We start from the raw sequence: 18,654 nt of genomic DNA on the forward strand, positions 1-18,654 counted from the left end.
TATTACACTAAAATAGTGCCATTATTTTAGTTTAGCGTGTAATTTAACTTTTTTTTATAAAATCTTAAAAATACTCTTACATATTTTGTCATTTTTTTTTGCAAAAAACATCTCAATGTTAAATGAAAGATTCATACAGAAATTTCAAAATGTATTTAAAGTTATTAAAAAAAACAATAGTATTTTGTGTAAAACTAATAAAATTAAGGTTTGTAGCATATTTAGAAAATGTTAAAGTTTAATTTATAGAAACCCAATAAAATATAGTAGCTTTGTTTTTTAATTTGATAAAAATGAATAATAAACCCTTAATTTTAGTTACCAATGATGATGGTATAACTGCGCCAGGAATTAGAACTTTAATTGCTGTAATGTGTGAAATTGGTGATGTTGTTGTGGTGGCTCCTGATAGTCCACAAAGCGGGATGGGACATGCTGTAACCATAAATGAAACTTTGTATTGTAATGAAATAACTGTTGATGATGGTCCGCAAAGAGAATTTAAATCATCAGGAACGCCCGCTGATTGTGTAAAATTAGCCGTAAGTGAAATTTTAGATAGAAAACCCGACTTGTGTGTTTCTGGAATAAATCACGGATCAAATTCATCTATTAATGTAATTTATTCAGGAACTATGAGTGCAGCTGTTGAAGCAGGTGTTGAAGGAATTCCTGCTATTGGTTTTTCGTTATTAGATTATTCTTGGAATGCAGATTTTGAGCCGTTAAAAGAACATATTAAAAAAATAGCATTAAATGTTTTAGAGCAAGGTTTACCAGATGGTGTTGTGTTAAATGTTAATTTTCCAAAAATCAAACAGTTTAAAGGAATAAAAGTTTGTAGACAAGCTAGAGCAAATTGGGTGGAAGAATTTGATAGACGTACCAATCCGCAAGGGCGTACTTATTATTGGCTAACCGGTAAATTTGTAAATATGGATAAAGGTGAAGATACAGATGAATGGGCATTGGCAAATAATTACATTTCCATTGTTCCAGTTCAGTTTGATTTAACAGCACATCATTTTATTCATACATTAAATAATTGGAATCTTTAATACATGAAAAAAGAAATAGCTATTGGTTTTTTTATTGCATTAATTGCAACAGCATTTGGCTGTTTTATTTTTATTGAATTTTTTTCAAACTTTGATTTTAATCAAAGTTTAGCGCTAATTAAAGAAGGTAATTTAGAAGGGAAAGTATTAGTTTTAGGAGCAATTGCTAATTTTTTTGTGTTTTTTATTTTTTTAAAGAAAAAGCAAATTTATAGAGCGCGTGGCGTATTAATAGAAACTTTTTTAATTGCTTTTTTAGTATTATTATTAACCTTTTTTAATAAGTAATTCATAAAATGAGATACTATATTATTTCAGGAGAAGCATCGGGTGATTTACACGGATCTAATTTAATGAAAGCTTTGTTGGAACAAGATTCAGATGCTGAAATTAGATTTTGGGGAGGCGATTTAATGCAACAAGTTGGTGGAACTTTAGTAAAACATTACCGCGATTTAGCTTTTATGGGCTTTGCAGAAGTAGTGATGAATTTAAAAACTATATTTAAAAACATTAATTTTTGCAAAAACGACATCCTTGAATTTAAACCTGATGCCTTAATTTTAATAGATTATCCTGGTTTTAATTTGCGAATTGCTGAATTTGCTAAAAAACAAGGTATTAAAGTGCATTATTATATTTCTCCACAAATTTGGGCTTGGAAAGAAAATAGAATTCATCAAATAAAACGCGATGTAGATGAAATGTATGTTATTTTGCCTTTTGAAAAAGATTTTTACGAGAAAAAGCATCAATTTCCAGTACATTTTGTTGGTCATCCATTAATTGATGGAATTAGAAATAGAAAACAAATTAGCGAAAAATTATTCAGAGAAACGTATCAATTATCTGAAAAACCAATAATTGCTTTATTACCAGGAAGTAGAAAACAAGAAATTAAAAAATTACTTTCTGTAATGCTTAAAATGGCCGATGTATTTACAGATTATCAGTTTGTAATAGCTGGAGCTCCAAGTCAGGATTTTGAATTTTATCAACCTTTTATTACAAAAGATAATGTTAAATTTATAAGTAATAAAACCTATGATTTATTGTCAGTTTCGTATGCAGCTATTGTAACTTCAGGAACGGCAACATTAGAAACAGCTTTATTTAAAGTGCCAGAAATAGTTTGTTATAAAACAAGCTGGATTTCTTATCAAATAGGAAAACGTTTGGTAGATTTAAAATACATTTCTTTAGTAAATTTAATTATGGATAAAGAAGTTGTAAAAGAGTTAATTCAGGACGATTTTAATGAAAAAAATCTTGAAATTGAATTGCACAAAATTTTAGATGATACAACTAGAAAAAGACTGTTTTTAGATTATTTTGAGTTGGAAAAAAAATTAGGAGGTAAAGGCGCTTCTAAAAAAGTTGCAACATTAATAACAAAATAAAAAACTCTGAAACATTTTAATGGTTCAGAGTTTTTAAGAAAATTGATTGATTACTAATATTTTTATTTGCAAACTGCTTCTAAGGCATCTTCAATATCTCCGGGAGTGCTCATAATTTTCATAAAAGTTCCCATAGTTAAATCTGGCCAATGTAAGGCAAGTCTGTATTTTCCGTGCAACATTGTTGCTTTGTTTCCTTGTAAAATAATTTCATATGGTAACGCCGCAACGTGGGCTTCTCCAATAATTGGTAAAAAATGTGCTTCTCCTTCTTCTTTGTTTTGTAAACCAACACCAAAAACAGCTACTTTTTCACCTGCATACACAAGTTTATATACTTCAACAGTATTTCCTTTTTTAGCTTTTAGGTTGTTTTCAATTACTTTTAAACCGTCTTCAAACGATGAAAATTCATTTAGTTCAACAGGGTCTGTAAAATATGGCATCATAATTTTATAATGATATTTTTTTAAATTTTCAGCTTTCACAGTTCCACCAAAAGGAGAAAAATTATTATCAATACTTGAGAAAGTAGTTTTTAAATCGGAGCTAAATTTTTGAAAAACAGTTTTATAAGTATTATAATTATCTCCTAAATAAGCTCTTAAAATATAATCTGGATTTGTATATGAAATAGTTACTTTTCCATTTTTTTGCTCTAAACCAACTTTAAAAACAGCTGACAAAGCACCTCTGTCTTTCACTTTAATAACGGTGTTTTTTAAATCGGTTCTTGTAAAAGCAATTACTTTTAAACTACTTTTATTAGATGGATTATATGTTCCTAAAACTATATAATCATTACTTTCTAAGGCATTTATTACTTTTTGAGAAACTTGTTGAATGGATTCGTTGGAATCTCCAATTTTAATGTAAGGTGTTAAATCTTGGGCAAAAGAACTAATACTAATCATTAAAATGGCAATACTGCTAAAAATGAGATTTTTCATATATTCAAATATTATAATTGGTCAAAATTACCTTATATTACTACTGTCAATTATGATATTAATCATTCTGTAACCATTGTTACTGAAATTGAATATTTTTGAAAATGAAAAAAAATAGAAGTATATTTTACTAGAAACGTATAAATATTTACGAGGAATTAATAACTTGGTTAAGGTTATTTAGTAAAGTTGCATTTGCAAAATAAGTTTAATTAATTTTTTTTAGTAACTTTATCTTGCTATGATAAAGTTTTTAAAATTTGTTCCAATACAAATTACTTTCTTTTTAATTATTGGAATATTAATAGGTAATTACTTTGCAATTAATGTTGTACAGTTAATGTTTGTTTGTTGTACTGTTATATTATTGTTGGTGGTTTCTAATTTTTTAGCCAATAAATATCTTAAATATTTCAATTCGCTATTTACAAGTTTTGTGTTTTTAACTTCAGTAATTATTGGTATATCTACAATCACTTTTCAGAACGATTTAAATACAACAAAACATTACTCTAATCAAGAAAATTTTAAAATGGATGTACCAGTTAAATCTATTTTAAAACTACGGAAAGAACTTAAATCTAATACAAATTATAACAAATACGAAGCTATTGTTGTTGAAATTGATGAAGTAAATACAGTTGGTAAAATACTGGTAAATATTAAAAAAGATAATTTTAAAAATCTATTATTTGTTGATGATGAGCTATTGGTTAAAACAGAATTTAGAGCAATTCCAAAACAACTAAACCCTTATGGATTTGATTATAAAAAGTATTTAAAAAATCAACAAATTCATCATCAAGTTTATTTAAATAATTCTTCAATTTTAAAGTTACCTAAACAATCAAAAACTATTTATGGAATTGCGGCAAGTATTAGAAAATCAATTAACCAATCCTTAATAAAAAACGGATTTAAAGAAAATGAATTGGCTTTAATTAATGCTTTGTTGTTAGGACAACGCCAAACTATTTCAGAAGATTTGTTAGATAGTTACAAAGATGCCGGAGCAATTCATATTTTGGCAGTTTCAGGTTTGCATATTGGTGTAATTTTATTGCTGTTATTATTTTTATTTAAAGGTTTACATCAATTTAAATATGGAAAATTAATTGCTACCATTTTTATAATTTCACTATTGTGGTTTTATGCATTACTTGCGGGTTTGTCTGCTTCAGTTGTTCGGGCAGTAACAATGTTTTCAGCATTATCTATTGGCTTGCAGTTAAATAAACCTTCAAATATTTATAATAATCTGGTAATTTCAATGTTTTTTTTGTTGTTATTTCATCCGTTTTATTTGTTTGAAGTTGGTTTTCAATTAAGTTATTTGGCAGTTTTTTCAATAGTTTGGATCCAACCAAAATTTTATAATTTATGGATTTCAGAAATTTGGTTTTTCAGAAAGTCTTGGCAACTTTTTACAGTTTCTTTAGCTGCCCAATTTGGAATTTTACCTTTAAGTTTATTTTATTTTCATCAATTTCCAGGTTTATTTTTTGTAGCAAATATGCTTATAATTCCGTTTCTTGGATTTATTTTAATTGCCGGAATTGTTGTTATAATACTATCGCTTAGTAATTTATTACCACAATTTTTAGCAATTTTTTATGAATATGTTTTAAAATTAATGAATGAAATTATTACGTGGGTTTCAGGTTTTGAATCATTTGTTATTAGAAATATTTCGATTTCAGTTTTAGCAATGATCGGAATTTATTTGTGTGTATCATTTGCTTTAAAATGGTTTGAAAAAAGAACTTTCCAAAGACTGATTTTATTCCTTTCAACCATCATCTTTTTACAATCGATTTATTTTTTTGAAAAATATCAGCGACAATCTGAAAAGGAATTTATTGTATTTAATACTAAAGAAAGTATTATTGCCATAAGAAAAGGTGAAGAGGTTGAATTTATAACGTCTAAAGCAGTTAATACAATTAATGATTATGCTATAGGAATTGGCGTAAAGAATTATAAAATATCAGAAACTAATAAAAAATTGTTTCATTTTAAAAATGAAACAATTTTGGTAGTTGATAGTTTGGGTTTTTATAATTTCAACTCTGTAAAGCCAAGTATTATTTTGTTGCAACAATCACCAAAAATAAATTTAAATCGTTTAATTAAAAACGTAAAACCAAAACTTATTATTGCGGATGGAACAAATTATAAAAGTTATTTAAAAAGATGGAAAAATACTTGTATAAAAAATAAAACTCCTTTTTACAGTACATCTCAAAAAGGAGCTTATATTTTAAAATAATAAGTATTTATTCTACAAATTCGTGTTTAAAATTGGTAGTGTATTCTCCAAATTCTTCTTGTGATTTTATGTTTTTATAATCATCTGTTGCAAATATTTTCAAAAATATTTCTAACTGACGTGGTGTTTGGTAACCCGTAATTGGCGTTAAAAAATTAGCAGATTCATCTAAAAATAACATAGTTGGGTAAGCTCTTACACCAAAATAACCTGATAATTCATGTGAAGAATTTCTGCCTGATGTATTTGGATTAAATCCTGGATTTTTATAAGTTTTTCCTTGAAAATTAATGGTTTCATTTCCTTCAGCATTAAACTTAACTGGATAATAATTTTCGTTGATATATTTAGCAACATCTTTATTTCCAAAAGTATTTTTATCTAACATTTTACAAGGTCCGCACCAAACGGTGTAAGCATCTATAAAAATCTTTTTTGGATTGGTTTTTTGAGCTTCTACAGCTTTTTCTAATGTCATCCACTCTATTTTTTGTGCATTTGTTGAAATCCATAATAAAGTAAATGCAACGATAAATAATTTTCTCATTTTTAATCTTTTATATTTTCTGATAGGTTTGACGCAAAAATTTTGCCAAATTTACAATCATATTTTAATTTATTTTACTCCGTGCATTAATTTCTTTAAAACAGGACTTAATAATAAAGCTATAATACCAATTACTATTGGTACAACTGTGAAAATTAAAAAGAAGGTTGAAATATCATATTTTGTTGTAATATCATCAATCATTGCGCCCATTTTTCCAGAAGTTTTGTTTCCGATGGCCAATGCTAAATACCAAACTCCAAACATAAATGCAATCATTCGTGGTGGCACTAATTTACTTACATATGAAAGTCCAACAGGAGATACACATAATTCTCCCAACGTATGAAATAAATAAGCAAAAATTAACCAAACAATACTAACAGATGCAGTTTTTGCACCTTGTGGAATTCCTGATGCTCCGTATGCTAAAAACCCAAATCCAATAGCTAAGAAAAACAATCCAATAGCATATTTTGCTGCTGGTTTAGGATTGTATTTACTTTCCCACCATTTAGAAAATAATGGTGCAAAAGCAATAATAAATAATGAGTTTAAAATTAAAAACCATGTTGCTGGAATTTGAATTTCGTTATCTTTTTTTCTAATAATAGTTGCCGGAATATTATTGTTAATTAAATCGGCCTGTTCAGGTTTTAGATATTTAAAATTGGTTCCTTTTTTATCTAAATCAAGGATAGATATTTTATCATCTTTTAAAAATTCATTTGATGATATTATAACCGTTGTATTTTCAATAATTTCTGCATTTTCTGGAACAATTGTCTCAGCAGTAATTGCTATAGGTTTAGTATCTTCAGCAGTAATTGTATAAGTGTTATAAGAAATTTCGTATGAATAGGTATTAAAGTTGTTATATATTTTCCATATAACAACACCCCAAATTAGTATAAAACTAAAACCTAAAATTAAATTTGAAATAAAATATTTTTTGAAGGTTTGTTTAAACAATAAATATAGTACATAAGTGATAATTCCAATTGGAACTACAGTTATAATTACATCAACAATATTAAAAATAAAGGCTGCATTACCCGATAAAATTCTGCTAGTGTAATCTTTTGCAAAAATACTCATAGATCCTCCAGCTTGTTCAAAAGAAGCCCAAAAGAAAATAATAAAGAATGCAAATATCACAACTGCAATCATTTTATCACGTGTAATTTTGCTGTAACGAAGAATTCTGCTAGTAATTAAGAAAATAAATAACAATAATGTTATTAAAATTGTATGACCAGAATAATCAGTTCCTCCAAATTCTAAAAAGTTTGTTTCACCAATTTTTGATAAGGGGTCGTTAATTACCCAAGTTAAACCTAATACAGAAATAATTGTTATTAAAGCCTTGTCTACAATTGTAAACGGATTTAATTTATCTTCAATTTTTACGTGATTATCGGCTTCAATAGATTTGTCTTCGGTATTTGGTTTTTTTCCAACATCACCAAAAATACCTTGTGCAAACGTAAATTGTAAGAGTCCTAATAGCATAAAAATACCGGCCAAACCAAATCCCCAGCTCCAACCTAAAATTTCGCCTAAATAACCACATAACATAATTCCTAAAAATGCTCCGGCATTAACGCCCATATAAAAAATGGTGTAAGCTCCATCTTTTTTTTCTGGAAAATCTTTGTATAAAATTGAAATAAACGAAGTCATATTTGGTTTAAAAAAACCAGTACCAATCACTAATAAAAGCAATCCTAAGTATAAAAAGAATGGATTAGATTCTATTGCCATACTAGCGTGACCCAACGTCATTACAATTGCGCCAATAATAATGGCTTTTCTATTTCCCAAATATTTATCGGCTAAAGTTCCTCCAATAATTGGTGTTAAATATAGCAATGCTAAATAGGTTCCGTAAAGCGCTAATGCATTTTCACGAGGCCAATCCCAGCCGCCAATTCCTAAAGCACTTACTAAAAATAATACTAATAAGGCACGCATTCCATAAAATGAAAAACGTTCCCACATTTCGGTGAAAAATAGCACAAATAATCCAGATGGATGTCCAAGAACTTGTGTGTCAAAAAATTCGTTTCTTTTTGATGTCATTTATAATTACTTAAATTAATTTGATGCTTTTGCTGCGGCTTCTTTTGGTCTAATAACCAACTTGTCGTATATACTTAAGGCTAAAATAGTAACAATACCAATTCCAACTATAACATACCATATTTTATTTGGCTGGTAGTTATCCCAAATAAGTTGAGTCATTTCTGTTTCAGACATTCCTAACTTTTCTGATGCCATTGAAAAATAGTTATTTTTAGTAAATTCGGCTGAGATTTCAGGCATTTCGATTGCGCGCTTTGCCATTTCACTTTGTAATAAACTTAATTTATCAGACCAAGCTTCATATAAATTTCCTGAAATGAATGTAGTTAGAAAATTACCTAAAAATATTGGTAAAAAATAGGTTCCCATATATAAAGCTTCTTTCCCTTTAGGAGAAATTAAAGCTATAAATGAAGAAAAAGTTGGGTTTGTCATCATTTCACCAATTGCAAAAATTACAATACCTAAAATTGTATACAATCCATTACCAGTATAAAAAGTAATACCAATACCAATGGAAGCAATTATAAACCCAGTTATCATTGCACTTACATGACGCATCCTTAAAACAAAAAATGATACAATTAATTGAAAAACAATAATTGCACCTGCATCAATGTTAATTAACATTTCTGGATTTACAGATGTTCCTCCTCCACTCATAAAACTAGCTAACCATGGAGAAACTTGAGCAATAGAATCATGAAGAGCAGCTGTATCTACCCAATCTTCAATAAAAGTTGGTAGTGTATAAAATAATTGGTTAAACATGGTCCAAAATCCAACCATAATAACTAATAAAACTGATAATCTACTATCTTTTACAGCTTCCCAAATATTTTTTAATGAACTTATAATGGCCTCTCCAATAGTTTCTTCTTTTTTCTCCCTGGCAGTTTCTTTATAAAAAAAGATTAAGATTAAAAGGTTAATAGCAATAACTATTGAGGCTTGTAAGAAAATAATTTTCCATCCATATTGAGTTCTTAAAGTAGAAGACATTGCTGGACCAACAAAACCACCAATATTTACCATCATATAAAAAATACCAAAACCTAAGGTTGAATTAGATTCGTCAGTATTTTTTGTGATTATGGCAGAAGCCACAGGTTTAAACATAGCTGCCCCAACAGCAACCCAAAGGAAAACTAAAAACACAGATGAATAGCTAGAAACTTCACCCATTAAGTAATACCCTGAAATTAACAGTACATAGGCAATAACTAAGGATAGTTTATAACCAATTTTATCGGCTATAACACCAGTAATCATTGGTAAAAGATACAAAATTGCAGTAACAATACCCATAATTTGTCCTTTTTCAGTATGGGTAAATCCAAGTCCACCTTCATCTGTAGAGCCTGTTAAATATAAAGCTAGAACTGCAAAAAGGCCATACCAAGCCCAACGTTCAAATAACTCCATTCCACTAGCAACCCAGAAGTTCTTATTGTAAGACTTCATAACTCCGAAAAACGATTTTTTTTCTGTACTCATTATATTTAATTTTTTAAATAGAAAAGCTCAAGTAAAATCTTACTTGAGCTTTTTAATATATTTTAATTATTTCGTAACATTTAATTCAAAATGATTATACAACACCGTGCATTAGTTTTTTTAGTGGTTTGTTTAAAAGCATAATTAAAATGGATATTCCAATTAAAACAAATCCAATAGTAGAAAATATTGATATATACTTATCTAAACCTTCACTTGCTGTTAAAGCTACTCCAGAATCACTATGTCCACCCGTTAAAGCGGCAATTTTACCACCAACATAGTTCGCTATTGCAAAACTTAAAAACCAAGCTCCCATTGCAGTTCCTGCAATATTTTTAGGAGATAGTTTTGTTACCATAGATAAACCTATAGGAGATAAAAATAACTCACCTGTTGTATGTAATAAATATAGAACAACTAAAGTAATTAAAGGAACTTGGTACGCTTCATTTACAAATTGTAAACCTATATTAGTTACTAAAAAACCTAAAGCCAACTGCAAAATACCAAAGGCAAATTTCATAGGAATACTTGGGTTTTTTCCAATTTTTGCTAATTTGACCCACATTACTGAGAAAATAGAACCAAATACAATAATAAAGAAAGGGTTGAAGAATTGTGTCATTGAAGCTGGCATTTCCCAGCCAAAAATACTTCTGTCTACATTTCTGTCAGCAAATAGTGTTAACGAAGTTCCTGCTTGCTCAAAACAAGCCCAAAATGTAATGTTAATTACCATAAATATTAATAAGGCAATCATTCTATCTCTCCAAATTTTTACTTTTTCTTTGGAATCTGCATCCAATCCAGCTTTAATTAAAACAAAAGATATTAATAAAAATAAACCAAGTAAGATATAATCCAACCAGCTATTTTGTAAAATTAAGAAATATGCTACTGGAATAAGTAATAACGACAGCAAACCAACTAAATGCGCTTTTTTTAATACCCCTAAAACTTTTTGATTTCCTTCTTCCGTAAATCCAAGTCCTTCAGCAGCAGCATAGTTTTTTCTTCCTGTCCAGAATATGATTAAACCAAGAAGCATACCTAAACCAGCCAAACCAAACCCATATTTAAATCCATAAGTTTCACCTACATAAGCAATAACAGTTGTTGCTAGTAAGGCTCCTATGTTAATACCAATATAGAATATTGTAAAACCTGAATCTCTTCGAGGATCACCATCTTCATATAATTTTCCAACAATTGTAGAAATATTTGCTTTAAAATAACCATTTCCAACTATTAAGGCTCCCATACCAATCATTAAAAATTGTTCAGTTCCTCCTAAAATAAGAAACTCTCCAATTGCCATTAAAATAGCTCCTAACATAACTGCATTTCTATATCCAAGAAATTTATCAGCCAATTTACCACCTATAATAGGAGCAGCATAAACCAAACCTGTATAAGCTCCATAAATTATGGCGGCATCAGCATCACCTTTCATAAGAGACTTTACTAAATAAAGTGTTAATAATACTCGCATACCATAGTAACAAACTCTTTCCCACATTTCTGAAAAGAATAGAGTCATTAATCCATTTGGATGTCCTTGCATTGAAGTTTTGTTATTCATAATTATAAAATAGGTTTATGTTTAAAAATGATATTTATTGTTTAGAAATACTTATGTTAATTTCAATTTCCTAAATTTTCCAGGATAAAAGTAGTCATTTTATTGTACAAATGCAGCCTTGTGTTTTTTCCTCTGTAAATTCCGTGTGTTCTATCTGGATAAATAGCTTGTTCAAAAGGTTTGTTTGCTTCAATTAATGCATTTGTCATTCTCATTGAATTTTGAACATGAACGTTATCGTCACCACTTCCGTGAACTAATAAATAGTTTCCAGTTAATAATTTTGCAAAGTTTAAAGGAGAATTTTCATCGTAACCACTTGGATTTTCTTGCGGTGTTTGCATATAACGTTCTGTATAAATAGAGTCATAAAAACGCCAGCTTGTTACCGGAGCAACCGCAATTGCCATTTTAAAAATATCGTTTCCTTTTAATATACAGTTGCTAGACATAAATCCACCATAACTCCAACCCCAAATACCAATTTCATTTTTATTGATGTAAGAAAGTTTTCCTAGTTCTTTTGCTGCATCAATTTGATCTTGAACTTCGTATTTCCCCAATTCTTTATAGGTAACTTTTTTAAAATCTGCACCTTTAAAACCTGTTCCTCTACCATCAACACAAACAATAATGTAACCTTTTTGTGCTAAATGTTGGTACCAATAATCGTTTGCACCATTCCAGCCATTACTAACTGATTGTGAACCTGGACCAGAATATTGTGTCATGAATAAAGGATATTCTTTATTTTCATCAAAATTTAGAGGTTTCAACATCCAAGCATTAAATTCTCCATTTACCGTTTTTATAGTAAAAAATTCTTTTGTGGAAATTTTGTAGTTTTCTAATTGTTTAGATAACTCATTATTATTTAAAACTTCTTTTAATTGTTCACCTTTTGAATTATGTAGCGTATAAATAGGAGGTGTATTTGCATCAGAAAAAGTATTGATAAAGAACCCTAAATTTTTGCTAAATGAAGCATCATTTGTACCAAAAGCTTTCGTAAGTCTTTTTTTGTCTTTTCCGTTTAATTTTATGGAATATACAGTTCTGTTTATTGAACCATCTTCAACTGATTGGTAAAAAACAGTTTTTGTAGCTTCATTTATACCATAAAAATTAGTTACTTCCCAAGGTCCTTTTGTTATTTGGTTTATTAATTTACCGTCTTTAGAATATAGGTAAATATGATTAAAACCATCTTTTTCACTAGTCCAAATAAAACTATTATCCTTTAAAAAAGTTAAATTATCGTGAATATCAATATATGCTTTATCGGTTTCGTTTAAAACTACTTTTGATGAAAAATCTGAAGCATTTATAAAATATAAATTTAAATTATTTTGATGGCGATTTAATGTAATAACGCTTAAAATATTTGCATCATTTGTCCATTTTATTCTTGGAATATACTCATAGTTTCCAACATTAATTTTGTTGGTTTTTGTTGAATTTAGATTGTACAAATGCAAGGTTACAGTTGAGTTTTTTTCGCCAGCTTTTGGATATTTAAAAACCTGTTGTGTTGGGTATAATTCTGTACCAACAATATCCATAGAAAATGTTGGAACATCAGTTTCATCAAAACGTAAAAAAGCAATGTTTTCACTATCGCTACTCCATTCAAAAGCTTTTACAAAAGCAAATTCTTCTTCATAAACCCAATCACAAATACCGTTAATAATGCTATTTTTTAAACCATCAAAAGTTATTTGAGTTATGTTATTAGTTTCTAAATTTTTAATAAATAGGTTATTGTTTTTTGCGTATGCAACTTTTTTACTATCTGGAGAAAAAGTTGGTTCCTGAATTTTTTCGCTATCAATTAATTGTAATGTTTTTGAAGCAATATCATACACGTAAAAAACACCTAAACTAGAATGGCGATAAATTGGTTCGGTATTTACTCCTAAAATTAATTTTGTTTCATTATTGTTAAAGGAGTAACTTTCAAAGTAATTTAATTCTTTTAAATCTTTACTGTTAACAATAGTTTCAACTTTATCAAGTGTGGCGTAACTGTATTTATCAACGGTTGAACTTCTAGTGGCTCTGTCATAATTTTGTAGCGAATAAAAATCCCCGTTCATAGAATTTAACGAATTCATTCGTTCAGTTCTAAAGGTTCCGTTCCAAATTTCATCAATAGCAATCTCTTTTTTTTGTGCTGAGGCTAAGGAAGTTACCGCTATAAAAAGAATAATTAGTTTTTTCATTAAATTATCATTTCTTAAAATAAGTGTCAAGTTTAAGAAAAATTTCGCAAAATGAACCTGAATTAAATCATAAAAATTGAGAATAGATAGATTTATGTTTTTTAATATTTAAAAAATTATCTTTGTCAAAATAAAAAATTAGTTCTAAAATGTCGAAAATTGTAAACGGTTTTTCTAAACTGAATAAACTTGAAAAAATAGATTGGCTAGTTTCAACGTATTTTAATAATGAAACTAAAGTTAAACAGGTTTTATTGCAATATTGGAATTCAAATCCCTTGCTTCAAGATTTACATGATGATTTTATAGAAAACACCATTTCCAATTTTTATTTGCCTTTTGGAATTGCACCAAATTTTGTTATAAATGGTAAAGATTATACCATTCCAATGGCAATTGAAGAAAGTTCGGTTGTGGCGGCAGCTTCATTAGTTGCAAAGTTTTGGAGTACGCGAGGCGGATTTAAAGCCGAAGTAATTTCAACTGTAAAAATTGGACAAATACATTTTATGTATGAAGGTGATAAGGCTGAACTTGAACATTATTTTGCTTCAAAAAAAGAAAATTTATTTAAAGTTACAGAAGCCATTACAGAAAATATGAAAAAACGTGGTGGTGGAATATTGGACATTGAATTGCGCGATAAAACTGCAGCGTTGAAAAATTATTATCAGTTACACGTTACTTTTGAAACGGCTGATAGTATGGGCGCAAATTTTATCAATTCTTGTTTAGAAGCGATTGCTAGTGAGTTTGAAAAAGAAGACATTCAAATAGTAATGAGTATTTTATCTAACTACGTGCCTGAATGTTTGGTACACGCAGAAGTTAGTTGTAAAGTAGAAGAATTGTATGCTGAAAATTCGGAATTGTTTGCTCAAAAATTTGTACAAGCAGTTGCAATTGCAAATGCTGAACCACACAGAGCTGTAACCCACAATAAAGGAATTATGAACGGAATTGATGCCGTTGTAATTGCAACAGGTAACGATTTTAGAGCTATTGAAGCTGGTGCACACGCCTATGCAGCAAAAAGTGGACGTTATAAAAGTTTAACTAATGCAACAATTGAAAATGGAATTTTTAAATTTTGGATTGAAATTCCTTTAGCTTTAGGAACTGTTGGCGGTTTAACAAAATTACATCCGTTATCTAAATTATCTTTAAAAATGTTAGATAATCCATCAGCAAAAGAATTAATGCAAATTATAGCTGTGGCTGGTTTGGCACAAAATTTTGCAGCGCTAAGAGCTTTAACAACTACAGGAATTCAAAAAGGACATATGAAAATGCACTTAACTAATATTATTAAGCAGTTGGGTGCCAGTGATGAAGAAAAAGAATATTTAATTAATTATTTTGAACATAAAACAATTACGCATAATGCAGTTGTTGAGGCGTATAATAAATTGATTGGAGAGAAATAATGAAAGAATTTTACAGCAACGGAAAATTATTACTAACAGGTGAATATTTTATATTAGATGGCGCAAAATCTTTAGCAGTGCCAACAACTTGCGGACAAGATTTAATTGTAGAACCAATTAACCAACACGAATTAATATGGGAAAGTTATACAAATATAGGAGAATGCTGGTTACAAGCTATTTTTGATTTGCCAAAATTAAGATTAACAAATGCAACGTATGATGATAAAAAAGATGGGGGAACTGGTAGTGTTGCTGAAGATTTATTTGAAATATTACTACAAGTAAGAAAACTAAATCCAAGTTTTTTAAATACTAAACAAGGGTTTTTAGTAAAAACAAACCTAACGTTTCCAAAAAATTGGGGATTAGGAACGTCATCAACTTTAATAAATAATTTGGCAAATTGGGCAAAAGCAAATCCGTATCAATTATTAGAAAAAACATTTGGTGGAAGTGGGTACGATATTGCTTGTGCACAAAATGATACGCCCATTTTATATACTAGAAATCAAACTAATCCAATTGTAGAAAAAGTTAATTTTAATCCAAATTTTAAACAACAATTGTATTTTGTATATTTAAATAAAAAACAAAATAGCAGAGAAGGTATAAAAAGATTTAAGCAATTAAGCGGTAATTTAACTTTAGAAACTGAGCAAATTTCTCAATTAACAGAAGCTTTTATAACTTGTGATAATTTAATTGATTTTGAAAAATTATTGATAGAACACGAGCAAATTGTTTCAAAAACTATACAGCTAAAAACTGTTCAGGAAATTTATTTTTCAGATTATTTTGGACAAACAAAAAGTTTGGGCGCTTGGGGAGGTGATTTTATTTTAGCTACCGGAAACCAAGATTCTTTAAAATATTTTAATCAAAAAGGATTTCAAACGGTAATTCCGTATCAAGATTTAATTTTATAAATAATAAAGCCAAAATAACAAAGGAATTCCAAAGCCAATAAGCGTAAGCCACCACCCTCTGCCTTTAATTCCGTTTTTCCCTTTAATCAAAAATAAACCTGAAATTGCTAAAAATAGGAGAGCAACTGCAAATATATCAGCAATATAAGTCCATAATCCTTTCGGTTTGTTTAAATGTAAGTCGTTGGTTTCCTTTAAAAAAAATCTTGAATTAACTTTTTCTTGTTTTACTTCTTTGGTAAGATAATTAACTAAAATGGTATTGCCTTCAACAAAAATTTCCAATTCATTAGGAGAAGATCTGTAGGTGTTTTTTACTTCGCCTTTTTCATTAATAGCTTTTAAAACGTATACTACAATTTCATCTTTTGTGGCGTTTTTTGGCAAAGAATCTAAAATTATAGTTGATTTTTCAATTTTGTAATTAGGATTCCAGTCTTGAATATGGTTTACAGCTATGCCAGAAATTGCATAAATAATGGTTAAGCCTGCGGCAATATAGCCAATATCTCTATGCAATACACGTAGTAATTTTCTCCAGTGCATTAATAAAAAGTTAGGTTCATTTAGTTAACTACGGCTCCAAGTCCTTTTAATCTATATTCAGTTTTACCTTTGGTTATAGTTTTTGGATCAAACTTTGTTCCATATTCTTTTGCCATATGCTCACCTTGTTCAATTAAATCTTCTTTGGTGTATACAAGAGCTTCAAAAACACCTTCAGCTATAATTTTTTTTCCTTTTTCCTCCATTGGAAAAACAATTACACCATCATCAACTTTTAATCTAATTTTTTCAAATTCTTTATCACTAACTATATCAATCCAACAACCTCTTTTTTCACAAACTTTAACTATTAACCCTTCAACTTGTACGGTTTTACCAACATATTTTTTTGGATTTTTAAATAATTCAGAAATTTGAGTTTTTTCTTTTAATACAAGTTTTTTGCCATATTTTACACCTTCTTGAGAATGTGAATTAAAAATGAACACTACCGAAAGCAATAAAAATAAAACGAATCTTTTCATATAAAATAATTTAATTTAAGTTGTTTAAAATTGAAGTGTAAATATACTTAAATTTAAATTATCAATGTTGGTGTTTTTTAAATTTGCTTAAGCACCATAATATTTAAGAATTTACATGATAATATGCTATTTTTGCATTTATTATGGCAAAAAAAATTATAATTATTGGAGGTGGAGCTGCTGGTTATTTTGCAGCTATAAATGCAGCAGAAATAAATTCGGATATAGAAGTTATTATTTTAGAAGGAAGTACTAAAGTGCTGCAAAAAGTAAAAGTAAGCGGTGGTGGACGTTGCAATGTCACGCACGCTTGTTTTACGCCAAATGAGTTGATTGAATTTTATCCGCGCGGAGGAAAAGAATTACGTGGTCCATTTCATCAATTTATGACAGGTGACACTATGGAATGGTTTGAGAACAGAGGTGTTTCGTTAAAAATTGAAGATGATAATCGTATTTTTCCTGAAAGTAATTCGTCTCAAACTATTATAGATTGTTTTTTAGAAAGTGCTAAAAATGCAGGTGTTATTTTAAAAATAAGTGCAAGAGTTGATGGTATTGAAAAAAATGGGGAACAATTTGTGGTTAGAACAAATTCTGAAGAAATTATTGCGGATTATTTGTTAATTGCAAGTGGTAGTAATACTAAAGTTTGGAATATGGTTGAAAAATTAGGGCATACACTTGAAAAGCCTGTGCCATCATTATTTACATTTAATATTGAAGATAATAGATTAAAAGATATACCTGGCATTTCGGTTCCAAAAGCTACTGTAAAAGTGTTGAATTCAAAATTAGCAGAAGAAGGACCTTTATTAATAACGCATTGGGGTTTAAGCGGTCCTGGAATTTTAAAGTTATCGGCTTGGGGAGCATTGGAATTGTTTGAAAAAGGGTACAATTTTGAAATTGAAGTAAATTGGTTGGCTAAAAAACAAGAATCGGTTTTAGAGATTTTAAAGTCAGAAAAACAACAAAACTCAAAAAAGCAAATTATTTTACGATCCGTTTTTGAAGATATTTCTAAACGATTGTGGGAAAAATTTGTGGTTGCAGCTGGAATTTCTGAAACTTTGCAATGGGCACAATTAACCAATAAACAATTAGAAAGTTTAGCAAAACAGCTAACACAATGTGTTTTTAAAGTAAATGGCAAAAGTACTTTTAAAGATGAATTTGTAACTGCTGGAGGTGTAGATTTAAAAGAAATAAATTTTAAACGCTTTGAAAGTAAGCTGCACTCCAATTTATTTTTTGCAGGTGAAGTATTAAATATTGATGCTGTTACAGGTGGTTTTAATTTTCAAAATGCTTGGACAAGCGCATGGATTGTGGCTAATTCGGTTGGGAATTAAAATTTGTTGGTATTGTCATTTTTAACTTGTTTCATAATCTTGGTTTTTATGAAATAATTATTTTGCCAATTGCCCTCTGTGAGGTTTCAAAGCATCTCTATAGGTTTTCATATCAATTTCATCAACAAGAATAAAGGCAATGGTGTGTATTTCAGAAATTATTGTAAAATCAATTTCATAAAAATGTAATTTTTCAATTAAGGCAAATTCTTTTAAATGTATACAATGATGTTCTGCTATTTTTAACGAATCAGGGCCTTTAAAATCCCAAATAAGTTTTAGTTTTCTATTCAAAATAT

At 28.8% G+C, this 18,654-nt stretch carries 16 protein-coding genes; 7 read left to right on the forward strand and 9 right to left on the reverse strand.

The features are described 5' to 3' along the window. Positions 1 to 293: 293 nt before the first annotated feature. The 3 genes from surE to lpxB are packed head-to-tail and all read left to right on the forward strand — an operon-like array spanning position 294 to position 2,458. On the forward strand, positions 294 to 1,058 hold the full coding sequence (gene surE / locus BM335_RS09145; RefSeq protein WP_090225804.1) for a 5'/3'-nucleotidase SurE: 765 nt from the start codon (positions 294 to 296) through the stop codon (positions 1,056 to 1,058). A 3-nt stretch (positions 1,059 to 1,061) separates the two neighbouring features. Then, positions 1,062 to 1,346 (forward strand): hypothetical protein, encoded by a 285-nt coding sequence (locus BM335_RS09150; protein ID WP_090225807.1) that lies wholly within the window; start codon positions 1,062 to 1,064, stop codon positions 1,344 to 1,346. An 8-nt stretch (positions 1,347 to 1,354) separates the two neighbouring features. Further along, positions 1,355 to 2,458 carry a lipid-A-disaccharide synthase gene (lpxB, locus tag BM335_RS09155; protein WP_090225811.1) on the forward strand — a complete coding sequence of 368 codons (1,104 nt, stop codon included), beginning with the start codon at positions 1,355 to 1,357 and terminating at the stop codon, positions 2,456 to 2,458. A gap of 62 nt (positions 2,459 to 2,520) precedes the next feature. Here lpxB and BM335_RS09160 read toward each other — a convergent pair whose 3' ends face one another. Beyond that, positions 2,521 to 3,408: a hypothetical protein gene (locus BM335_RS09160; RefSeq protein ID WP_090225815.1), complete on the reverse strand. Its 888-nt coding sequence runs from the start codon at positions 3,406 to 3,408 to the stop codon at positions 2,521 to 2,523. Between the two features lie 241 nt (positions 3,409 to 3,649). Between BM335_RS09160 and BM335_RS09165 the strand changes: the two genes are divergently transcribed. Continuing rightward, positions 3,650 to 5,677 (forward strand): ComEC/Rec2 family competence protein, encoded by a 2,028-nt coding sequence (locus BM335_RS09165; protein WP_090225818.1) that lies wholly within the window; start codon positions 3,650 to 3,652, stop codon positions 5,675 to 5,677. 7 nt (positions 5,678 to 5,684) lie between these two features. On the opposite strand, the gene BM335_RS09170 is transcribed toward BM335_RS09165, so the two are convergent. From BM335_RS09170 to BM335_RS09190, 5 genes are all read right to left on the reverse strand, one after another. Further along, entirely contained in the window at positions 5,685 to 6,224 is a 540-nt protein-coding gene (locus BM335_RS09170; protein ID WP_090225822.1) for a thioredoxin family protein, read from the reverse strand. A gap of 69 nt (positions 6,225 to 6,293) precedes the next feature. Next, a complete protein-coding gene (locus BM335_RS09175; RefSeq protein ID WP_090225825.1) occupies positions 6,294 to 8,306 on the reverse strand; it encodes a peptide MFS transporter in 2,013 nt (670 codons plus the stop codon). Between the two features lie 15 nt (positions 8,307 to 8,321). Then, entirely contained in the window at positions 8,322 to 9,806 is a 1,485-nt protein-coding gene (locus tag BM335_RS09180; protein WP_090225829.1) for an MFS transporter, read from the reverse strand. Positions 9,807 to 9,900: 94 nt separating this feature from the next. Next, positions 9,901 to 11,391, reverse strand: a complete 1,491-nt coding sequence (locus tag BM335_RS09185) for a peptide MFS transporter (protein ID WP_245780652.1) — start codon at positions 11,389 to 11,391, stop codon at positions 9,901 to 9,903. A 62-nt stretch (positions 11,392 to 11,453) separates the two neighbouring features. Continuing rightward, entirely contained in the window at positions 11,454 to 13,613 is a 2,160-nt protein-coding gene (locus BM335_RS09190; protein ID WP_090226698.1) for a S9 family peptidase, read from the reverse strand. A 149-nt stretch (positions 13,614 to 13,762) separates the two neighbouring features. Between BM335_RS09190 and BM335_RS09195 the strand changes: the two genes are divergently transcribed. Next, entirely contained in the window at positions 13,763 to 15,040 is a 1,278-nt protein-coding gene (locus BM335_RS09195) for a hydroxymethylglutaryl-CoA reductase, degradative (RefSeq protein WP_090225834.1), read from the forward strand. After that, positions 15,040 to 15,969, forward strand: coding sequence for a GYDIA family GHMP kinase (locus BM335_RS09200; protein WP_090225839.1), 930 nt, complete (start codon positions 15,040 to 15,042; stop codon positions 15,967 to 15,969). Before BM335_RS09195 ends, BM335_RS09200 begins: the two co-directional genes overlap by 1 nt. Here the strand turns inward: BM335_RS09200 and BM335_RS09205 are convergent. Together BM335_RS09205 and BM335_RS09210 are read right to left on the reverse strand one after the other, a co-directional pair. Then, the gene (locus tag BM335_RS09205) at positions 15,964 to 16,515 is read right to left on the reverse strand and encodes a PepSY-associated TM helix domain-containing protein (RefSeq protein ID WP_090225843.1); all 552 of its coding nucleotides are present in this window, start codon (positions 16,513 to 16,515) and stop codon (positions 15,964 to 15,966) included. The genes BM335_RS09200 and BM335_RS09205 overlap by 6 nt on opposite strands. Before the next feature lie 20 nt (positions 16,516 to 16,535). Next, a complete protein-coding gene (locus BM335_RS09210) occupies positions 16,536 to 17,000 on the reverse strand; it encodes a DUF4920 domain-containing protein (protein ID WP_090225846.1) in 465 nt (154 codons plus the stop codon). 143 nt (positions 17,001 to 17,143) lie between these two features. On the opposite strand from BM335_RS09210, the gene BM335_RS09215 reads away from it, so the two are divergent. Further along, on the forward strand, positions 17,144 to 18,355 hold the full coding sequence (locus tag BM335_RS09215) for a BaiN/RdsA family NAD(P)/FAD-dependent oxidoreductase (RefSeq protein ID WP_090225851.1): 1,212 nt from the start codon (positions 17,144 to 17,146) through the stop codon (positions 18,353 to 18,355). Positions 18,356 to 18,412: 57 nt separating this feature from the next. Here the strand turns inward: BM335_RS09215 and BM335_RS09220 are convergent, their stop codons facing one another. Continuing rightward, positions 18,413 to 18,649 carry a hypothetical protein gene (locus BM335_RS09220; protein WP_090225855.1) on the reverse strand — a complete coding sequence of 79 codons (237 nt, stop codon included), beginning with the start codon at positions 18,647 to 18,649 and terminating at the stop codon, positions 18,413 to 18,415. Positions 18,650 to 18,654 lie beyond the last annotated feature (5 nt).

The organism is Lutibacter maritimus (assembly GCF_900116115.1).
Lineage (GTDB): Bacteria > Bacteroidota > Bacteroidia > Flavobacteriales > Flavobacteriaceae > Lutibacter > Lutibacter maritimus.

Bases quoted from the DNA above. Each gene is read 5' to 3' on its own strand.
- surE (WP_090225804.1), top strand. From the start codon at position 294: ATGAATAATAAACCCTTAATTTTAGTTACCAATGATGATGGTATAACT.
- BM335_RS09150 (WP_090225807.1), top strand. From the start codon at position 1,062: ATGAAAAAAGAAATAGCTATTGGTTTTTTTATTGCATTAATTGCAACA.
- lpxB (WP_090225811.1), top strand. From the start codon at position 1,355: ATGAGATACTATATTATTTCAGGAGAAGCATCGGGTGATTTACACGGA.
- BM335_RS09160 (WP_090225815.1), bottom strand. From the start codon at position 3,408: ATGAAAAATCTCATTTTTAGCAGTATTGCCATTTTAATGATTAGTATT.
- BM335_RS09165 (WP_090225818.1), top strand. From the start codon at position 3,650: ATGATAAAGTTTTTAAAATTTGTTCCAATACAAATTACTTTCTTTTTA.
- BM335_RS09170 (WP_090225822.1), bottom strand. From the start codon at position 6,224: ATGAGAAAATTATTTATCGTTGCATTTACTTTATTATGGATTTCAACA.
- BM335_RS09175 (WP_090225825.1), bottom strand. From the start codon at position 8,306: ATGACATCAAAAAGAAACGAATTTTTTGACACACAAGTTCTTGGACAT.
- BM335_RS09180 (WP_090225829.1), bottom strand. From the start codon at position 9,806: ATGAGTACAGAAAAAAAATCGTTTTTCGGAGTTATGAAGTCTTACAAT.
- BM335_RS09185 (WP_245780652.1), bottom strand. From the start codon at position 11,391: ATGAATAACAAAACTTCAATGCAAGGACATCCAAATGGATTAATGACT.
- BM335_RS09190 (WP_090226698.1), bottom strand. From the start codon at position 13,613: ATGAAAAAACTAATTATTCTTTTTATAGCGGTAACTTCCTTAGCCTCA.
- BM335_RS09195 (WP_090225834.1), top strand. From the start codon at position 13,763: ATGTCGAAAATTGTAAACGGTTTTTCTAAACTGAATAAACTTGAAAAA.
- BM335_RS09200 (WP_090225839.1), top strand. From the start codon at position 15,040: ATGAAAGAATTTTACAGCAACGGAAAATTATTACTAACAGGTGAATAT.
- BM335_RS09205 (WP_090225843.1), bottom strand. From the start codon at position 16,515: ATGCACTGGAGAAAATTACTACGTGTATTGCATAGAGATATTGGCTAT.
- BM335_RS09210 (WP_090225846.1), bottom strand. From the start codon at position 17,000: ATGAAAAGATTCGTTTTATTTTTATTGCTTTCGGTAGTGTTCATTTTT.
- BM335_RS09215 (WP_090225851.1), top strand. From the start codon at position 17,144: ATGGCAAAAAAAATTATAATTATTGGAGGTGGAGCTGCTGGTTATTTT.